Here is a 17,739-nt window from a genome sequence, read left to right as displayed (position 1 = left end):
TTTTTTTTTTTTTTTTTTTTTTTTTTTTTTTTTTTTTTTTTTTTTTTTTTTTTTTTTTTTTTTTTTTTTTTTTTTTTTTTTTTTTTTTTTTTTTTTTTTTTTTTTTTTTTTTTTTTTTTTTTTTTTTTTTTTTTTTTTTTTTTTTTTTTTTTTTTTTTTTTTTTTTTTTTTTTTTTTTTTTTTTTTTTTTTTTTTTTTTTTTTTTTTTTTTTTTTTTTTTTTTTTTTTTTTTTTTTTTTTTTTTTTTTTTTTTTTTTTTTTTTTTTTTTTTTTTTTTTTTTTTTTTTTTTTTTTTTTTTTTTTTTTTTTTTTTTTTTTTTTTTTTTTTTTTTTTTTTTTTTTTTTTTTTTTTTTTTTTTTTTTTTTTTTTTTTTTTTTTTTTTTTTTTTTTTTTTTTTTTTTTTTTTTTTTTTTTTTTTTTTTTTTTTTTTTTTTTTTTTTTTTTTTTTTTTTTTTTTTTTTTTTTTTTTTTTTTTTTTTTTAAAAAAAAAAAAAAAAAAAAAAAAAAAAAAAAAAAAAAAAAAAAAAAAAAAAAAAAAAAAAAAAAAAAAAAAAAAAAAAAAAAAAAAAAAAAAAAAAAAAAAAAAAAAAAAAAAAAAAAAAAAAAAAAAAAAAAAAAAAAAAAAAAAAAAAAAAAAAAAAAAAAAAAAAAAAAAAAAAAAAAAAAAAAAAAAAAAAAAAAAAAAAAAAAAAAAAAAAAAAAAAAAAAAAAAAAAAAAAAAAAAACTATTTTGATGTTTACATCCAAAAATGACAGCATTTCTAAAGTGCGGGGCTTACGGGCCGGGGCGGACGATTATCTGACAAAACCGTTTGATATGGACGAACTGATTGCCCGTATTGCGTCCCTCATTCGCCGCTACACCCGCTTTAATCATCAAGCCGGAGCTGTGCAAAAACTGGATTTTGATGGATTGCAAATTGACCTTGAAAATCGTTCTGTTACGACGGAAAATGGCACTTTTGAACTTCCGCCAAAGGAATTTGATCTGCTCCTGTACTGTGCAAAACATCAAGGGAAAATTTTGACAAAACAGCAGATTTATGAGGAAGTTTGGGGCGAAGAATATTTCTATGATGACAGTAACATTATGGCGATTATCAGCCGGCTTCGTAAAAAAATAGAAGTCAATCCTTCAAGCCCAAAATATATACAAACGGTCAAAGGGATTGGCTACCGCTTTAATAAGGAGGTGTAGCTGGTATGGAAATCATCGTTTTCTTGTCCATTGTGATTGCTGTTGTGGCTGTATTGACTTCCATCGTTCTCGTTCGGCGCGTAAAAAAGCAAATTGCAGAAATGACCGATGCACTGGTTGATGTGAAAAACGGAAATGGCAACCGGCGTATTCTGTCTGCAACAAATGAACTGACCGCACCTCTTGCCTATGAAATCAATGAAATCGTTGTGTCCTATGAAGGCAGACTTTCGATTGTACGGCAGACAGAAGAAACCAACCGCCAGCTTATGACGAGCCTTTCCCACGATGTTCGGACGCCCCTTACCACTCTGATTGGGTATCTTGACGCTGCACACAAAGGACTGGTCACAGGAAAAGACCGGGATGATTATATCGAAACCGCCCACCGGAAAGCTCACGATCTGAAAGAATATATTGATGTACTCTTTGACTGGTTCAAGTTAAATTCCAACGAGTTTGCTTTGGAGATCGCAGAGCATTGAGGCCGCAGAGCTGACAAGAAATATCCTGATCGACTGGATACCGATTTTTGAGGATAAACAGGTTGATTATGACATTGATATTCCCGAACAGCCTGTCCGGGTAAGATTGGATATGGACAGCTATATGAGGATCATCAATAATCTCATTCAAAATGTAATTGCTCACAGCCATGCGGACAAAATTAAAATTGCCCTGTCAAAGCAGGGAAATCACATGGAGCTGCTGCTGGCGGATAATGGTGTGGGGATTGAAAAAGACGATTTGAAACACATTTTTGAACGGCTTTATAAATGTGATAAAGGACGCTCCGAAAAAGGCAGCGGACTTGGCCTTTCTATTGTCCATCAGCTTGTAGAAAAGATGGGTGGAAGCATAACAGTTGAAAGTTTTCCGGGAGAAGGAACTGAATTTATGTTGCTTTTTCCTTTGGAGATTTAAGCGGGTTCCCGTCTTTATGGCGGGAACCTTTGTCATTTTTGCCGGATTTCAAATTGCAAGGTTAATGCAAGGTTGCGGCAAGGTTGAATGCAAGGTTGGCGTGATAGAATACCTTACAGAACAGGAGGTTTTGAATATGGATACCAATTACATCATTGAAACAAAAAATCTGACGAAGCAATACGGCTCGCAAAAGAGTGTGGCTGACTTAAATATCCATGTGAAGCGTGGGAGAATTTATGGTCTGCTGGGCAGAAACGGAGCCGGAAAAACTACTACCATGAAAATGCTGTTGGGCTTAACGAAGCCGACTTCTGGGGAGGTCAAAATCTGGGGAAAGTCTTTACAGGGGAATGAAAAGAAGCTGTTGCCCCGTATTGGCAGTCTGATTGAGTCCCCTGGCTTTTATCCCAATCTGACCGGCACAGAGAACCTGCGTATCTTTGCTACTCTGCGGGGCGTACCAAACAATCATGCCATCAAAGACGCTCTGGATTTGGTAGGATTGCCTTACAAAGATAAAAAGCTCTTTTCACAGTATTCTCTTGGTATGAAGCAGCGGCTTGCTATCGCCCTTGCTGTTATGCACGATCCGGAACTTTTAATTTTGGATGAGCCGATCAACGGTCTCGATCCCATCGGTATTGCAGAAGTACGATCCTTTATTCGGGAGCTTTGCGACGCAAGAGGAAAAACCATTTTGATTTCCAGTCACATTCTTTCGGAGATTTCCTTGCTGGCTGACGATATTGGAATTATCGACCACGGCGCATTGCTGGAAGAAGAAAGCCTTGCTGAGTTGGAGCAAAAAAGCAGTAAGCATATCCGGTTTACACTCTCTGATACTGCGCAGGCGGCAAGAATTTTGGAACGAAATTTCCATGAAAACCATTTTTCCATACAGGACGACCACAATCTGCGCCTGCACAACCTTGATCTGCCTGTGGGGAAAATTGTAACTGCCTTTGTAGAAAACGGATTGGAGGTATCGGAGGCGCATACTTGTGAGGAAAGTCTTGAAGATTACTTCAAGCGTGTGACAGGGGGCGAAGGAATTGCTTAAACTAATCAAATGCGAATTTTTGAAATTGAAACGGAAGAAATTTATTCCGCTGATTATTCTGGCTGCTTTCCTGTTTCCACTCCCGCTGACTTATCTGATGACAACGCCCTCTATGATGGAGCGATATACAGATCGGGCAGATGCTTTTGACGGACTATTTAACATGGTGTTGGGATATGGTATCCAGTTTTTACTGCCCTGCATTATCGGAGTGATTGCCGCTATCCTGTTCTTTATGGAACGCGACAACGATACATTCAAAAATCTGCGTACAATTCCCGTAACCAGCACGCAAATGGTGCTTGCAAAGATTATTGTCCTCTTTCTCTTTGGAATTGTTTTTTGTGTGGCTTCCACCATTGCGACAATTCTTTGCGGATTTGGAACATTAGAAGTTTATGGAATAGGCTATAAATTGTTTTTAGCGGTTGAAACAGGAATTTTCATTACGGCGGGAACACTCCCGTTGATTGTCCTTGTTGTCTTTTTCAGTAAGACCTATGTATTTTCCATTTTGCTGTGTGTCTTTTACAGCGTCCTGAACATGAGTGCTACGGCTTTGTTTGACACACTTCCTAAAACTATGTTATGGCTTCTGCCCACGCCACTGACTACATTTTGGAGTGCAGGAGATATGGCGGCTCATGGAATAAAAATGGACTTGGAGCAAATGACAGGGCTAATTCCTTCAACCTTTCAAGTTGTATTCATTCTTGGGATCATGGCAATCGTTTCGTTCTTACTGATTGACAGATTATATAAGCAGAGGGGGGAATAAACATGGTTCGCATTGTAAAAACAGAATTTTATAAATTGAAAAGGTATCATATTCTTTGGGCGGGTGTTGCGCTCATGCTCCTATCCGTCCTGCTGACTTTGTTTACCTCTATGGCGAATGATGGTTCTGTTTGGGATTTCGCCTATCTTACAGAACAGGTCATCAAAAACAATATGTCCATGATTTTTCCGATGTGTATCAGCCTAATTGCTGGATATATGATTTCTCGTGAGCAGACGGATGACACATTGAAAAATATTCTAACTGTGCCGATCTCTTTTAAGAAACTGCTGACCGGAAAATTGATTGTGTGCGGCGTATTGTCTATTATTTTTGGACTGATATGCAGCCTGTTTACAATCATTGCAGAAATGATTGTGGGATTTCCCGGCTTTAAGGTTTCCTTAGCTCTAAAAGCGATTTTGCAGATTACCGCGGTTAATTTCTTTTTATATCTTGCGGTTCTGCCGATTATCGCCCTTACTTGTCGGAGGGCAGGCAGCTTTTTAGTTGGTGTAATCATTGCTTTTGTCTATGGATATGGAGGGATGTTTGCCGCAGGAAATATGACATTAGCAAACCTTTATCCGATTACCGCAAGTCTCGGAATGGTAGGCTACCGTAGCTATGATACCGCAGTCAACTGGAATATCGGAACCTGTTCTTGCAGTCTTGTGCTTGCTGTTGTTATTTCTGCCATCTTGATTTTGTGCATGAAAGAGCGAGAAGCAACCCAAACAAAGAAAAAGGCCAAAAAGGTAGCACCAAAGAAAGGCTGGTGATGATTTTATGAAGAAAATAGTTTTAGCATTGGCATTTGTTCTTTTGGGAAGTTTTATGATTTCTGGCTGTTCAAAAGATGAAATTCTCGATCATTATAATAATATCGTTCAGTCGGCTGGAGCCATAGAACTTACAGGAAAGTTATCTTTGGAAGGAACAAAAGAAAAAGGGATTGATGATTATACGGGAACTTATACGGCTGATTATGAGAATTTTTCAGATACAGAGTATTTGTTCGGAGGAACTTCCATAAAGAGAGAAGCCGGTAAGGAGTTGTCTATTGATTGCACTTTGGAGATTATGGAAGGTACTGCAAAAGTATTTTGGATTTCTGGATCTGATGAAGCAGTCACTTTGATTGAAGCAACCGGAACTTATAGCGACACAATTACACTTCCTGATGGTGGAAATTATATCGGCATTGAGTGTGAGGACTTTACTGGAAACATTGAATTGAATATTGAATAACATTCTGCCGGACGACGGCAAAAGAAAAAAAGCCGTCGTATAGCAGACACATTTCCACGCGCCTATGAAGCGGCGGCTTTGAGAAGATCAGAGCCGCCGTTTCTTTTTGATTTTCAGACTGATTCTCATGCAATCAGGAGGGCGGTATATGGGAGGATACCGCCATGTCAATTTTCGTCATTCATAGCACCCATGAGCTGCACCAATTAAAAAAAGCCTTGCCCCTCCTCCGGAGAGGTATGACTTCCTATCGGCATTATCGTTCCATCTAAATCAGCAAAATAGTAGGTGCTTTTGTCGTGCCAGTTTCTCATTGTGGGGAGCTGGCGTTTTTTATTGTCGATTTTTCAGGAAAGCTCCTGAAGTATGTCGCTGCCGATCCCCGCCTCCTTTCGATTCACTCGTCAATCGCCCGTGAATTGAAATGGAGGTACATAATGAAGAAAGTCAATCTTAGGGACTTATATCCCGATATTTATAAAAATGATTACTTTGTAGAAGTAACAGAAGATGTGCTGGAGACGATCCGAACCGCTGAGCGTGCGGAAGCTGCTTATGACCGGAGGATGTATCGCTATAAGGCGTACTACTCCCTGGACTGCGACAACGGCATTGAAAATGCGATTCTGATGAAGCCCCAGACACCGGAAATGCTTCTGGAGGAAAAGCAGCTGCGGGAGCAGCTTTATGCCGCTGTGATGGCTCTGCCGGAGAAGCAGGCTAAGCGGATCTATGCCCGGTATTACCTGGGTATGCGCGTGAGTGAGATCGCCGCAGCGGAGGGTGTAGACCCAAGCCGTGTCCGTGACAGTATCCGGCGCGGTCTGAAGCAACTGGCAAAGTATTTTTAGGATAGAATAGCAATGGGCGTAAGGTCTCAAAGTGCTTCTGGCACAGGGCCTTGCGCCCCATTTGCAAGCTTGTATTCTTCGAGCAAAGGAAATATAATAAACCATATTGGGGGGAAACTATATGGATTATATGACGCTGAAAGAAGCAAGTGAAAAATGGGATGTTACCCCAAGTCAGATCAATTATTTATGCGCCGGAGGGCGTATCCCCGGCGCTGTGAAAATGGCTACCATTTGGCTGATCCCGAAAGAGGCAGAACAACCAATGGATAGGCGCTATAAAGTATTAGGAAAATCTTAATAATTTCTCATGTAAATCATTGAGAATGAAAACTTTATTCCTGCTATACTTAATCAAATAAGAAGTCAAAAAGGAGTTGAAAAAATATGTCTGAAAAGATATTAGTGATAGATGATGAACGGGATATAGCAAACTTGTTAGAAGTCTATCTGCAAAATGAAAACTACATTGTTTATAAATATTACTGTGCTAAGGACGCAATGCCATGTATTGAAAACGAAGATATTGATCTTGCCATTTTGGATGTCATGCTCCCGGATATGGACGGCTTTTCTCTGTGCCAGCTTATTCGTGAAAAATATACTTATCCCATTATTATGCTGACAGCTAAAATTGAGGAAACGGATAAGATTACAGGACTGACATTAGGAGCAGATGATTATGTGACAAAACCGTTTCGGCCTTTGGAAGTAGTTGCCAGAGTGAAAGCACAACTGCGACGTTACAAAAAATATTCTCCTGCCACAAGTGTAGAAAAAATACAGCCGGAACTTTCATACAATAAATTGCGATTGAACACACAGACTCATGAATGTCTATTGGATGGTGAAAATGTGTCACTGACTCCGACCGAGTTTTCAATTCTTAATGTTTTGTTGAAAAATGCCGGAACAGTTGTAAGCATTGAAGATTTATTTCATGCAGTATGGAAAGATGAATATTATTCCAAAAACAGTAGCACTATCACAGTGCATATCCGGCATTTGCGTGAAAAGTTAAAAGATACTTCTGATACTCCAAAATACATTAAAACAATTTGGGGAGTCGGCTATAAAATTTGAAAGGAGAACACATGAAAGAAAAGCAAAAATTTTTTGTGCCAGTTCTTTTTTTGATTTATCTGGCACTTTTGGTTTGGATAATATTATTCAAGTTGCAATTCAATATCAATGATTTAGACACGGTAAGAAGTATAAATCTAATCCCGTTTTATTACGACAAGGAAATTGGAACAGCATTTCACCTAAAAGAAGTGCTTGAAAATCTTTTGATTTTCGTTCCGATGGGTATATATCTGCAAATGCTTCTGCCTAAATGTCGGTTTCATGGTAAACTGATTATCATTGCTGGAACAAGCCTGCTGTTGGAAGGGGCTCAATATGTTTTAGCAATCGGACGGTCTGACATCACCGATCTGATTACAAATTTCATGGGTGGCCTTTTAGGACTTGCTCTATATGGTATGATGGCTCGATTGCTTAAAAACAGAGAAACAGCAGATAAACTATTTTTCATTCTGGCTGTTATTGTAAGTGTCGTTGTTGTTGGATTTTTGGCATTTATTTTGTTTTTGAATTGATAGGAGGTGCGCCATATTGAATAAAAGAACGACTACGGAAAAGCGGCTTAGTGTGCACTTGTACCTGTCATTGGTTTTATATACTGTGGTGGGATTTGGACTGGTTATCCTGCTAGATTACATTTTTTCAAAATTCAATAACAGTATCTTATCGTGGCTCTATTTGCGTATTGATGCGATTCTCATTATCTACTTGATAATAGGTTTTGTTTGCATTTTTAATTATTTCTGGAAAAAACCGTGGGGATATTTGGACGAGGTAATTTCCGCAACACAAACTGTTTATGAACAGAATGATCATGCGGTGGCTTTATCGGAACCACTTAAAGAGTTGGAAAACCAGCTAAACCAAATCAAAATGTCTGTTCTATTAAGTAAACAGGCGGCAAAACAAGCCGAGGATAAAAAGAATGAAATTATCATGTATCTGGCCCATGACATACGAACCCCATTGACAACGGTAATCGGTTATTTGAGCTTGCTCCATGAGGCCCCGGATATGCCTGAAAATCAAAAGGAAAAGTATATCAAGGTGGCACTTGATAAAGCAGACCGTCTTGAAAAACTTATCAATGAACTGTTTGAGGTAACAAAATACAACGCACATACGGTTGTACTGAAAAGGGAAACCGTAGATTTACACTGTCTAATTGCACAGGTGATCGACGAAATATACCCAACGCTGTCCGCCAATGGCAATACGGTGGTTTTCAAAGCGGATGATGATTTGTCTGTAACCGGCGATCCTGAAAAACTGGCAAGAGTGTTCAGTAATCTTTTGAGAAATGCGGCTGCATATAGCTACTCCAAAAACAGAAATTAGCATATCAGCAAAGAAATCTGACCGTAATATTCAAATCATTTTTGAAAATCATGGCAAGACAATTCCACCGGAGCAGCTTGATAGCATATTTGAAAAATTCAGCCGTTTGGATGAAGCACGGCTTTCTGATACAGGCGGTGCAGGATTAGGGCTTTCGATTGCCGAAGAAATCATACATCTGCATGGCGGTACGATTACTGCTTCCAGTAAAAATGAAACTATTTCCTTTATGATTATGTTGCCTATTTCAGCTTAGGAAAATTAGAACGCTAATCTTAGGAATTACTTAGGAATTTTCCTGCACAATCTTTGAGATTGTTCTGCCCTTGTTCGGTACAATGGTTACTGAACAAGGGCAGATTTTTGTTTAAGCGAAAGGAGCAAATTTATGGAACTGAAAATTGAACACATAAGCAAGCGGTTTAAAGATAAGATGGCTGTTGATGATGTTAGCCTTACATTGACAACCGGCGTATGGGGGTTGTTGGGAGCAAACGGAGCTGGTAAAACTACACTTATGCGGATGATTGCGGATATTATGGAACCGAGCAATGGGAGCATTTCTTTTGACGGAGAAGATATTCGCAAGATGGGTGCAAATTACCGCAATATCTTTGGCTTTTTGCCACAGGATTTTGGCTATTCCCGCGATTTCACGGTCAAGGATTATCTAGAATATATCGCTGCATTAAAGGATGTGTCGCCCAGAGAAACCACAAAGAAAATCAACCAGCTACTTGATATTCTTACCCTCTCCGATGTGAAAGGAAAAAAGATTGCCAAACTATCTGGCGGTATGAAACGTCGTGTGGGAATTGCACAGGCTATGCTGAATGACCCTAAAATCCTTGTTATGGATGAGCCAACGGCAGGACTTGATCCCGGAGAAAGGGTGCGGTTTAGAAACTTCATTTCAGAATTTTCACATAACCGTATTGTTCTGATTTCCACCCATATTGTTTCTGATATTGAATATATCGCAACTCGTAATGCGATTATGAAAGCTGGAAAAATTATTGATGTGGGAACGACAAACGAGTTGGTAAAACAGATTGAGGGTAAAGTATGGAGTTGTGTAATTCCTGCCCATAAGATGATGGACTATGAAATGCGTCTGAGGATTATCAATCAGCGAGGCGAGGACAATAATCAAATATCTATCCGTTATCTCGCGGATCATTCCGAGGTAAAGGGTTCCATTCCTGCGGAACCACGTTTGGAAGATTTGTATTTATGGCTGTTTCCACAAGAAGATGTCGAAAGGGAGGGAAAATAATATGCGTTTATTTTGTTTAGAAGTAAAGCGTGTCCTGAAATCACGACGCACACTTATCTTACTTGCTGTGGCTCTGGTTATGTCCATTGCTATGGCATATCTGCCGATTGCTTTTGAGTCCATCAATCGTCCAAATCCAGACGGAACAAAAACAGAACTTGATGGTATGGAGGCAATCGAATTTAAGCGAGATTTGTATTCTGCTATAAATGGAGAAGTTACTCCAGAAAAAGTAAGTGAGGCATTGAAAACTTATCAGGATTTAATAAATGAATACGGCCCTCTGGAGAGTGATACATTCCCGGTTTCTGTCAGCGTTAAACAGATTGTACCTATTCGCCCATTACTCAAAGCGTTGCCAGAACTGTATGCTGATCCGCTGACTGGAATTGGAGCTGACCTTATGGATATTGATCCGGAAGATGTCGCACAAAACTATTATCAGCGTTGTGCTACCCATTTATCAGATGTTATGAAAAATGAGCAGCGAAACCATCCAAAAGCGCAGCAACAGAGCATAGACAAGTACGCCGAGGTTGATACGCCATTCCAGCTTTATGCAGGGCTTTCCAGAGATGCTTTTGATTACATTGAACTTTATATCATGGTTCTGGCGATTTTGTGTGTTGCCATTACAGCTCCTGCTTTTTCTGGTGAGTATCAGAGCGGGGCCGATAGCATCTTGCGCTGTACAAAGCATGGTCGGTTGAAACTGGCAGTTAGCAGAATACTGGCATCTTGTGCGATCTCGGTCGTGATATTTGCTGTTGGGATTACTCTACACCTACTGATCTCAAACTTAGCATTTGGTACAAATTGTTTGGAAACATCTATGCAAATGCTGTTTTCCATTATCAACCTGCCTAATATCAATTTGGGACAACTGCAAATTTACCTTGCTCTGGCGGGGTTGCTGTCTATTGTGAGTTGCATTTGCTGCACACTTTTCCTATCCGCCAAGTGTAAAGATGCACTGTCGGTGTTGCTGATCTCCATTGTTATAATCCTTGTCCCGTTTTTTGCTTACACAGCATTAGGTGTAAATTGGATTTCTGCCATTCTCCCCTCTGCTGGAATTGGGATGCAGAACAATTTCCTGTATCAGCTTATCAATTTTAACTATTTGCATATTGGTGGAATGAGTTTTTGGACACCACATATAATTTTAATTTCCGCAGCGATTGAAGTTCCAATTTTTTTGTTTCTTGCAGTTCGTTCCTACTGTAAACATCAAGTGGCATGAGGAGGTGTTCGGGCATGAATAATGATGATTTAGATAAGTTGATAAAACGTTCTTTGAATAATGTTGCTGAGAATATTACCTTATCTGACCCCGATAGGTTACTGGAACGTATCAATCAAGATATTTTGAAAAAATCTCTTGATGATAAAAAGAAAAAAGGAAAATAATCTATCTAATCTGCCGGACGACGGCAAAAGAAAAAAAGCCGTCGTAAAGCAGACCTATTAACACGCCTAATATTATCTTTCGGTGGCTTTGAAAAATTCAGAGCCGCCGTTTCTTTTTGCTCTAAGCAGAAACACAATGACCTCATGCAATTAGCAGGGGCGGCATAAAGGAGGATGCCGCCTTGTCTATTTTCGCTTTTTTTCATAATATCCATGATCTGCACCAACTAAAAAAAGCCTTGCTCCACCTCCGGGGAAATCTGATTGCCAATCGGCATTATCATTCTATCTAAATCAGCAGAATAATGAGTTTTTTTGTTGCGCCAGTTTCTCTTTATGGAGAGCTGGCGTTTTCTATTGCTGCTTTTTCAGGAAAGCTCCCAAAGTATACCGCTGCCGTTCCCCACCTCCGTTCGGTTCACTCGTCAATCGCCCGTGAATTGAAATGGAGGTACATAATGAAGAAAGTCAATCTTAGGGACTTATATCCCGATATTTATAAAAATGATTACTTTGTAGAAGTAACAGAAGATGTGCTGGAGACGATCCGAACCGCTGAGCGTGCGGAAGCTGCTTATGACCGGAGGATGTATCGCTATAAGGCGTACTACTCCCTGGACTGCGACAACGGCATTGAAAATGCGATTCTGATGAAGCCCCAGACACCGGAAATGCTTCTGGAGGAAAAGCAGCTGCGGGAGCAGCTTTATGCCGCTGTGATGGCTCTGCCGGAGAAGCAGGCTAAGCGGATCTATGCCCGGTATTACCTGGGTATGCGCGTGAGTGAGATCGCCGCAGCGGAGGGTGTAGACCCAAGCCGTGTCCGTGACAGTATCCGGCGCGGTCTGAAGCAACTGGCAAAGTATTTTTAGGATAGAATAGCAATGGGCGTAAGGTCTCAAAGTGCTTCTGGCACAGGGCCTTGCGCCCCATTTGCAAGCTTGTATTCTTCGAGCAAAGGAAATATAATAAACCATATTGGGGGGAAACTATATGGATTATATGACGCTGAAAGAAGCAAGTGAAAAATGGGATGTTACCCCAAGTCAGATCAATTATTTGTATGCCGGTGGGCGTATCCCCGGCGCTGTAAAGATGGCTACCATTTGGCTGATTCCCAAGGATGCGGAGAAACCGGCAGACCGTCGTTTCAAAAATACAAAAAAATAATCCTCTCGTGAGGTTTCTGTGACATTTGGATGCTACACTAAAAATGAAGGAGTGTGATACAATGCGAATTTTAGTAGTCGAGGATGACCGACTTTTGAATAATACTTTGTGCTATAACCTGGATACCGCGGGCTATGTCGTGGACTCTGCATTGACAAAATCAGCAGCCAGCAACTTTCTGACCAGGCAGGACTATGACCTGATCGTACTGGATGTAAACCTGCCGGATGGGAATGGCTTTGATTTCTGCCGTGAGGTAAAGGAGCGCCGGCCGGATACGGCGGTGATCTTCCTGACCGCAAATGATATGGAGAGCGATATGCTCAAAGGCTATGAGCTGGGCGCAGAGGACTATGTGACCAAGCCATTTCCCATGAGCGTCTTTCAAAAGAAGCTGTCTGTGGTGCTGGGGAGGCTGGCAAAACAGTCTGGCGGCGGGGATAGCTATGAGGATGGTGCGCTGTCCATCAATTTCTCAGAGATGACTGCTTCCCTGTCCGGTAAGCCACTGGTGTTCACTCCATTAGAATACCGGTTGCTGAAAATCCTGACCAAAAACCCGCAGAATGTTTTGACCAGACAGGTGTTGCTTGAAAAACTGTGGGATGCCGATGGGAACTTTGTGGATGAACACGCCCTGACTGCGGCCATCAGCCGGGTGCGGAACAAAATTGAAACGGAGGGCCGCCAGTACATCAAGACGGTGTACGGTATGGGCTATATGTGGATTGGAGGGACACCGAAATGAATATGCGAAAACTCTCCATCAACAAAGCCTGCATCCTTTTGGGAACGCTTCTGCTGCTGGCAGTTGGTGCAGTCTGCACCGCTGTGTATCTGCTGACCCAGAATATAACCGCTGTCCGGTGTGTGTTCCTGTTCAGTCTCTTTGTACTGCTCTGCCTTATCTTCTTTGTGGCCCTGATCCGCCGGAAGCTGGTCCGGTTCTCCGATGCCTTTTGTGGTCAGATGGATGATATGCTCTCCGGGGATATGCAGCCCAAGCAGACGGTCGAGGAAGAAAGCCTGTTCTATAAAATCAACTACCGGCTGGGGCGGCTGTACGAGGTCATGCAGGAAAATAGAAACAGCATCGCAAAGGAACGGGCTGACCTGCAAGAGCTGATCTCCGACATCTCCCATCAGGTCAAGACCCCGATTGCCAACTTGAAGATGATCAACAACACGCTGCTTGAAAACGAGGTTCCCCCGCAGAAGCAAAAGGAATTTCTGACAGCCCAGGCCAGCCAGCTTGATAAGCTGGACTTCCTCATGCAAGCCATGATTAAAACCTCCCGCCTGGAAACGGGAGTCATTTCGCTGGAGCAGAGACAGCAGCCGGTTTACGATACCCTTGCCGCTGCCCTGGGCGGGATTTTGCTCAATGCCGAAAAGAAACAGATAGATGTGCAGGTGGAATGCCCGGAGCATTTGGATGCGCGCCATGATAGAAAATGGACAAGCGAAGCCCTGTTCAACATTCTGGATAATGCTGTGAAATACACCCCGGCAGGCGGGCAGATCCGTGTGTCGGTGGAAGGCTGGGAAATGTATGTGAAGATCGACATTGCAGATACCGGCATTGGCATCTCAGAACAGCACCAAGGGACGATTTTCAAACGGTTTTACCGGGAAGATGCGGTGCATGATGTGGACGGTATTGGGATTGGCCTGTATCTGGCCCGTGAGATTGTGACCTTGCAGGGCGGCTATATCCGGGTGGCATCGGAAGTTGGGAAAGGCTCAACCTTTTCTGTTTTCCTGCTCCGAAAGTAGCGCCGACTCGCCCCCAAAATTGAAATGTCACAGACTTGTGACATTTGGGGCCGAATTTAACGGAAATTTTTTGTGGCTCGTGACATTTCTGTGAGGTTTGGTCGTTACAATGGGTTTATCAAAAAGAAAGGATGGTGTTCTTTATGAGCATTTTGCAAACGACTGAACTGAAAAAATATTATGGCACAGAGCCGAACATTACCAGAGCCTTGGATGGTGTGACCCTCTCCATAGAAAAGGGCGAATTTGTAGCCATCGTGGGAACCTCCGGTAGCGGTAAATCCACGCTGCTGAACATGATAGGCGGATTGGATGTGCCCACCTCCGGCCAGGTGGTCGTGGATGGCAAGGAGTTGTCCAAACTCAAAGACGAGGAACTGACTGTTTTCCGCAGAAGAAAGATCGGCTTTATCTTCCAGAACTACAATCTGGTGCCAGTGCTGAATGTCTTTGAAAACATTGTGCTGCCTGTGGAACTGGACGGAAACAAGGTAGACAAGCAGTTTATGAAAGAAGTTGTTCAGATGCTGGGGCTTGAGGATAAGCTGAACAATATGCCCAATAACCTCTCCGGCGGCCAGCAGCAGCGCGTAGCCATTGCCCGCGCCTTGGTGTCAAAGCCCGCTATTGTTTTGGCTGATGAACCTACCGGCAATCTGGACAGCAAGACCAGTGCCGATGTGCTGGGGCTTCTGAAAACAACCAGCCAGAAATTCCACCAGACCCTTGTGATGATTACCCATAACAGTGAGATCGCCCAGCTTGCTGACCGCATCATTCGGATCGAGGATGGTAAGATCGTGCAGTAAAGGGGGAGGGACTATGAATGACATTCTATTTGGCAATAACAACAAGGCTGTCATCAAAAAGCTGGCAAACCGCAGCTTCCGCAGCAACAAAATGCGGAATGTGATTGCGGTCATTGCGATTGCCCTGACAACCTTTCTCTTTACGGCAGTCCTGACCATTGGCATGGGAGCCAAGGGAACGCTGGAATACAACATGGCAAAGATGATCGGCACTGGTGCGGATGCGCTGGTACAGGGTCTTTCCGAAGAACAATTCCAGCAGTTAAAAGAAAACTCCATGTTTGAAAAGGTGGGCTGTTGGGTACCTATTGAGATTATGACCAACACCAACCGGATATTTGCGGAAATTGATTACGCAGATCAGCCCCAGTTGGAGCTTCGGATGCAGACGCCGCGCACAGGTTCTGCGCCCCAAAAAGCAAATGAGGTTTTGGTTTCTGCCAACATTCTGAATGATTTGAACATCGAAGAAAAAATTGGGGCAGAAATTCCTATCGAATTTAAGAATCGTCAAAGCGGCCAGATGTATCATTTTGATATGATTGTATCCGGTATTTACGACACACCAAACGGAAAATCGGAATCAGTCATTGTTTCCCAAAGCCTTCATGGAAGAAAATCCGGAGATGATGAACGAAATTGCCCAAGGGCGTGAGGGTTGTGGCATTTATGATGCTGATGTGATCATGCGGGATAGCTCCATGGTAAAGGAGCGCATCTCGGAGTTTGTCCGTAGCATTGGCGGTAATCCAGACGATAGAAGTGCTGAGAATTATGTCCGTGTAGCCCCCAACACTTTCCTTTCCAACAACAGCGGCGGCTCTATCATGTGGCTGGTAGCAGGTGTATTTGGCGTCCTATTCATGTTCTGTGGGTATCTGCTGATCTACAATGTATTCGAGATTGCAGTTACCAACGATATTCGGCAGTATGGCCTGCTACGGACGGTGGGGACTACTTCCCAGCAGATCAAGCGTTTGGTCAACCGGCAGGCGCTGTACCTGTTCCTGATTGGAACACCATTTGGCCTGTTTTTTGGCATCCTGCTCGGACGCAGTATTCTTCCTGCGGCACTCCAGATGTTTGCAGCCGATTATAGCGGTAAAAACATTGAGGTCAGCACACTTCCATATTTGGGCATTATCGCAGGTGCGATCCTGTTCTCCGGGCTTACGGTTTATATCAGCACCAGAAAGTCGGTAAAGAAAGCTTCCCGTGTGTCACCTATCGAGGCTATCCGCTATGTAGAGAAGGATACCGTTTCCATAAAGCGAAAAAAGATAGATGCCGGAGCAGTTATTCCCCGTATGGCGAAGGCAAATCTTCAGCGCAATAAGCGCCGGACGGTCTTTATTGTGATTTCTCTGACTTTGAGCATTGTTCTCCTGAACTCGGTGTTTATTTTCAGCGGCAGCTTTGATGAAGATGCCTATATCGAAAAACATACCCGAAGTGATTTTATGGTATATAGCCCCGGCATTCAAGCGGCGTTTGGAAATGACTTTGGGCATAATAGTGCTGTTCCAGAGAAAGCGGTAGAGGAAATCAAGGCACAGCCTGGAGTTACAAACGAAGCCTACCTGTACCGGAACACTTTTGAAGATGACCATGTCTCCTGCGACTGGGGAACGCCCTATGTGGTTGATAATACAAATAAGGAGCAACGAATGGTGCCGGAACACCTTAACTTAGGTGTCTAACCAAACAGGAACAGAAAGGGACTCTGCTGTCCTGACTGCGGATAACCACCCTCTTGGAAATGTGTACGGCTTCTCTGAAAATATTTTGAACAAGATGGATATTATCGAGGGAGAAACCGATTTGTCTGTCCTGAAAGAGAAACTTTGGAATGGAAACAATGTAATTTTAATGGCCCAATATGGTGATAAGGGCAAGTTGGCTGGCGGGGCAGACAGTTCCTTTTATCGGGGTTTATCAGTTGGAGATACTATTCAATTTTATGAAAATGGAACTCCCACCGAGGAATTTACCATTATCGCTAAAGTCGCAGCTACTAAAGGCGAAACGACTTTGACTGGGGGCGGTTCAAATATCTCACAAATAATAGACAGTCCATTGATCTATATGTCAGAAAAGAAGTTCAAAGAGATTTATGAAACTCCTACCTTGTACGGTTTTCTCTTTGATGTAGAGGAACAGTACCAGCAGGAGATGGAAAACCATTTGGCGCAGGATACAGATGTTTCCTATACCTCTATCTTGACGATGAAGGCTACTGTTTCCAGTGTAAAAAATGTTGTCCTGCTGATTGGCGGAGTGATCGGCGCTATATTTGCCCTGGTGGGGCTGATCAACTTCATCAATCTGGTTATGACCAATATCGTTACCCGCCGTCATGAGTTTGCCACTATGCAGAGCATTGGTATGACGAACCGGCAGCTCCGAAAAATGATGATTTCGGAAAGTTTCTCCTATGTGCTTCTGGCAGGGATTGTCGGCACATTAGTTGCGGCGACACTTGGCATGACATTGCTAAGAGCATTTGTAGAAAACGGTCCTACCAGTATGATGATGACATTCCAGATAACCTTGCTGCCTGCGCTGATTATGCTGGTTCTCTTTCTGGTACTGGCGTTTATCGTTCCGGTTGTTGCACTCCGACTCCTTAACAATCGGAGTGTCGTAGAGCGGCTTCGGGTAAATGAATAACAGGCGCAGCCATATCAAGTGAATACTTCCTGCGCCGTCGTATGCGGCTGTGGGACGCGGAAAACCGGGGGATTTTTCTCCCGGTTTTTCAAATGTCACGAACTTGTGACATTTGGGGCCGAATTTAGCGGAAATTTT

The 17,739-nt window shown here is 42.2% G+C and carries 21 protein-coding genes and 2 pseudogenes; all 23 read left to right on the top strand.

The window, feature by feature from the left end; all coding sequences use genetic code 11:
* Positions 1 to 719: 719 nt before the first annotated feature.
* A pseudogene (locus AC075L_RS21740) lies at positions 720 to 1,199 on the top strand (response regulator transcription factor); the annotation flags it as partial.
* A gap of 5 nt (positions 1,200 to 1,204) precedes the next feature.
* Positions 1,205 to 2,123 (top strand): annotated as a pseudogene (locus tag AC075L_RS21735) (sensor histidine kinase).
* Between the two features lie 136 nt (positions 2,124 to 2,259).
* The gene (locus AC075L_RS21730) at positions 2,260 to 3,186 is read left to right on the top strand and encodes an ABC transporter ATP-binding protein (RefSeq protein ID WP_007860248.1); all 927 of its coding nucleotides are present in this window, start codon (positions 2,260 to 2,262) and stop codon (positions 3,184 to 3,186) included.
* Positions 3,179 to 3,964, top strand: coding sequence for an ABC transporter permease (locus AC075L_RS21725; RefSeq protein WP_457799201.1), 786 nt, complete (start codon positions 3,179 to 3,181; stop codon positions 3,962 to 3,964). The genes AC075L_RS21730 and AC075L_RS21725 overlap by 8 nt, the downstream gene beginning before the upstream one ends.
* A 2-nt stretch (positions 3,965 to 3,966) precedes the next feature.
* On the top strand, positions 3,967 to 4,746 hold the full coding sequence (locus AC075L_RS21720; RefSeq protein WP_457799200.1) for an ABC transporter permease: 780 nt from the start codon (positions 3,967 to 3,969) through the stop codon (positions 4,744 to 4,746).
* Positions 4,747 to 4,753: 7 nt separating this feature from the next.
* Positions 4,754 to 5,215, top strand: a complete 462-nt coding sequence (locus tag AC075L_RS21715) for a hypothetical protein (RefSeq protein ID WP_117502842.1) — start codon at positions 4,754 to 4,756, stop codon at positions 5,213 to 5,215.
* Between the two features lie 437 nt (positions 5,216 to 5,652).
* Positions 5,653 to 6,066 (top strand): sigma-70 family RNA polymerase sigma factor, encoded by a 414-nt coding sequence (locus AC075L_RS21710; RefSeq protein WP_117502843.1) that lies wholly within the window; start codon positions 5,653 to 5,655, stop codon positions 6,064 to 6,066.
* Positions 6,067 to 6,187: 121 nt separating this feature from the next.
* On the top strand, positions 6,188 to 6,367 hold the full coding sequence (locus AC075L_RS21705) for a helix-turn-helix domain-containing protein (RefSeq protein WP_457799199.1): 180 nt from the start codon (positions 6,188 to 6,190) through the stop codon (positions 6,365 to 6,367).
* Between the two features lie 86 nt (positions 6,368 to 6,453).
* The gene (vanR, locus tag AC075L_RS21700; RefSeq protein ID WP_117752391.1) at positions 6,454 to 7,149 is read left to right on the top strand and encodes a VanR-ABDEGLN family response regulator transcription factor; all 696 of its coding nucleotides are present in this window, start codon (positions 6,454 to 6,456) and stop codon (positions 7,147 to 7,149) included.
* 11 nt (positions 7,150 to 7,160) lie between these two features.
* On the top strand, positions 7,161 to 7,667 hold the full coding sequence (locus tag AC075L_RS21695; protein ID WP_117752390.1) for a VanZ family protein: 507 nt from the start codon (positions 7,161 to 7,163) through the stop codon (positions 7,665 to 7,667).
* Positions 7,668 to 7,683: 16 nt separating this feature from the next.
* Complete coding sequence (locus tag AC075L_RS21690) at positions 7,684 to 8,490, top strand: sensor histidine kinase (protein WP_476388204.1); 807 nt, start codon at positions 7,684 to 7,686, stop codon at positions 8,488 to 8,490.
* Positions 8,453 to 8,746: an ATP-binding protein gene (locus AC075L_RS21685; protein WP_476388203.1), complete on the top strand. Its 294-nt coding sequence runs from the start codon at positions 8,453 to 8,455 to the stop codon at positions 8,744 to 8,746. Before AC075L_RS21690 ends, AC075L_RS21685 begins: the two co-directional genes overlap by 38 nt.
* Before the next feature lie 132 nt (positions 8,747 to 8,878).
* On the top strand, positions 8,879 to 9,766 hold the full coding sequence (locus AC075L_RS21680; protein WP_457799198.1) for an ABC transporter ATP-binding protein: 888 nt from the start codon (positions 8,879 to 8,881) through the stop codon (positions 9,764 to 9,766).
* Position 9,767: 1 nt separating this feature from the next.
* The gene (locus AC075L_RS21675; RefSeq protein ID WP_121057052.1) at positions 9,768 to 11,009 is read left to right on the top strand and encodes an ABC transporter permease; all 1,242 of its coding nucleotides are present in this window, start codon (positions 9,768 to 9,770) and stop codon (positions 11,007 to 11,009) included.
* 14 nt (positions 11,010 to 11,023) lie between these two features.
* Positions 11,024 to 11,176, top strand: a complete 153-nt coding sequence (locus AC075L_RS21670) for a hypothetical protein (protein WP_158557390.1) — start codon at positions 11,024 to 11,026, stop codon at positions 11,174 to 11,176.
* Between the two features lie 458 nt (positions 11,177 to 11,634).
* Positions 11,635 to 12,048 carry a sigma-70 family RNA polymerase sigma factor gene (locus AC075L_RS21665; RefSeq protein WP_117502843.1) on the top strand — a complete coding sequence of 138 codons (414 nt, stop codon included), beginning with the start codon at positions 11,635 to 11,637 and terminating at the stop codon, positions 12,046 to 12,048.
* Positions 12,049 to 12,169: 121 nt separating this feature from the next.
* Positions 12,170 to 12,346: a DNA-binding protein gene (locus AC075L_RS21660; protein ID WP_457799197.1), complete on the top strand. Its 177-nt coding sequence runs from the start codon at positions 12,170 to 12,172 to the stop codon at positions 12,344 to 12,346.
* A gap of 61 nt (positions 12,347 to 12,407) precedes the next feature.
* Positions 12,408 to 13,094: a response regulator transcription factor gene (locus AC075L_RS21655; protein ID WP_457799196.1), complete on the top strand. Its 687-nt coding sequence runs from the start codon at positions 12,408 to 12,410 to the stop codon at positions 13,092 to 13,094.
* Positions 13,091 to 14,122: a sensor histidine kinase gene (locus AC075L_RS21650; RefSeq protein ID WP_476388202.1), complete on the top strand. Its 1,032-nt coding sequence runs from the start codon at positions 13,091 to 13,093 to the stop codon at positions 14,120 to 14,122. Before AC075L_RS21655 ends, AC075L_RS21650 begins: the two co-directional genes overlap by 4 nt.
* Positions 14,123 to 14,265: 143 nt before the next feature.
* A complete protein-coding gene (locus tag AC075L_RS21645; RefSeq protein WP_457799194.1) occupies positions 14,266 to 14,931 on the top strand; it encodes an ABC transporter ATP-binding protein in 666 nt (221 codons plus the stop codon).
* 13 nt (positions 14,932 to 14,944) lie between these two features.
* Positions 14,945 to 15,586 (top strand): ABC transporter permease, encoded by a 642-nt coding sequence (locus AC075L_RS21640; RefSeq protein WP_476388201.1) that lies wholly within the window; start codon positions 14,945 to 14,947, stop codon positions 15,584 to 15,586.
* Positions 15,522 to 16,631 (top strand): ABC transporter permease, encoded by a 1,110-nt coding sequence (locus AC075L_RS21635; RefSeq protein ID WP_476388200.1) that lies wholly within the window; start codon positions 15,522 to 15,524, stop codon positions 16,629 to 16,631. Before AC075L_RS21640 ends, AC075L_RS21635 begins: the two co-directional genes overlap by 65 nt.
* Positions 16,624 to 17,601, top strand: coding sequence for an ABC transporter permease (locus AC075L_RS21630; RefSeq protein ID WP_476388199.1), 978 nt, complete (start codon positions 16,624 to 16,626; stop codon positions 17,599 to 17,601). Before AC075L_RS21635 ends, AC075L_RS21630 begins: the two co-directional genes overlap by 8 nt.
* Positions 17,602 to 17,739 lie beyond the last annotated feature (138 nt).

The organism is Blautia sp. ZXY-1-B12, from assembly GCF_056339915.1.
This window is presented reverse-complemented; position numbering and strand designations above follow the sequence as displayed.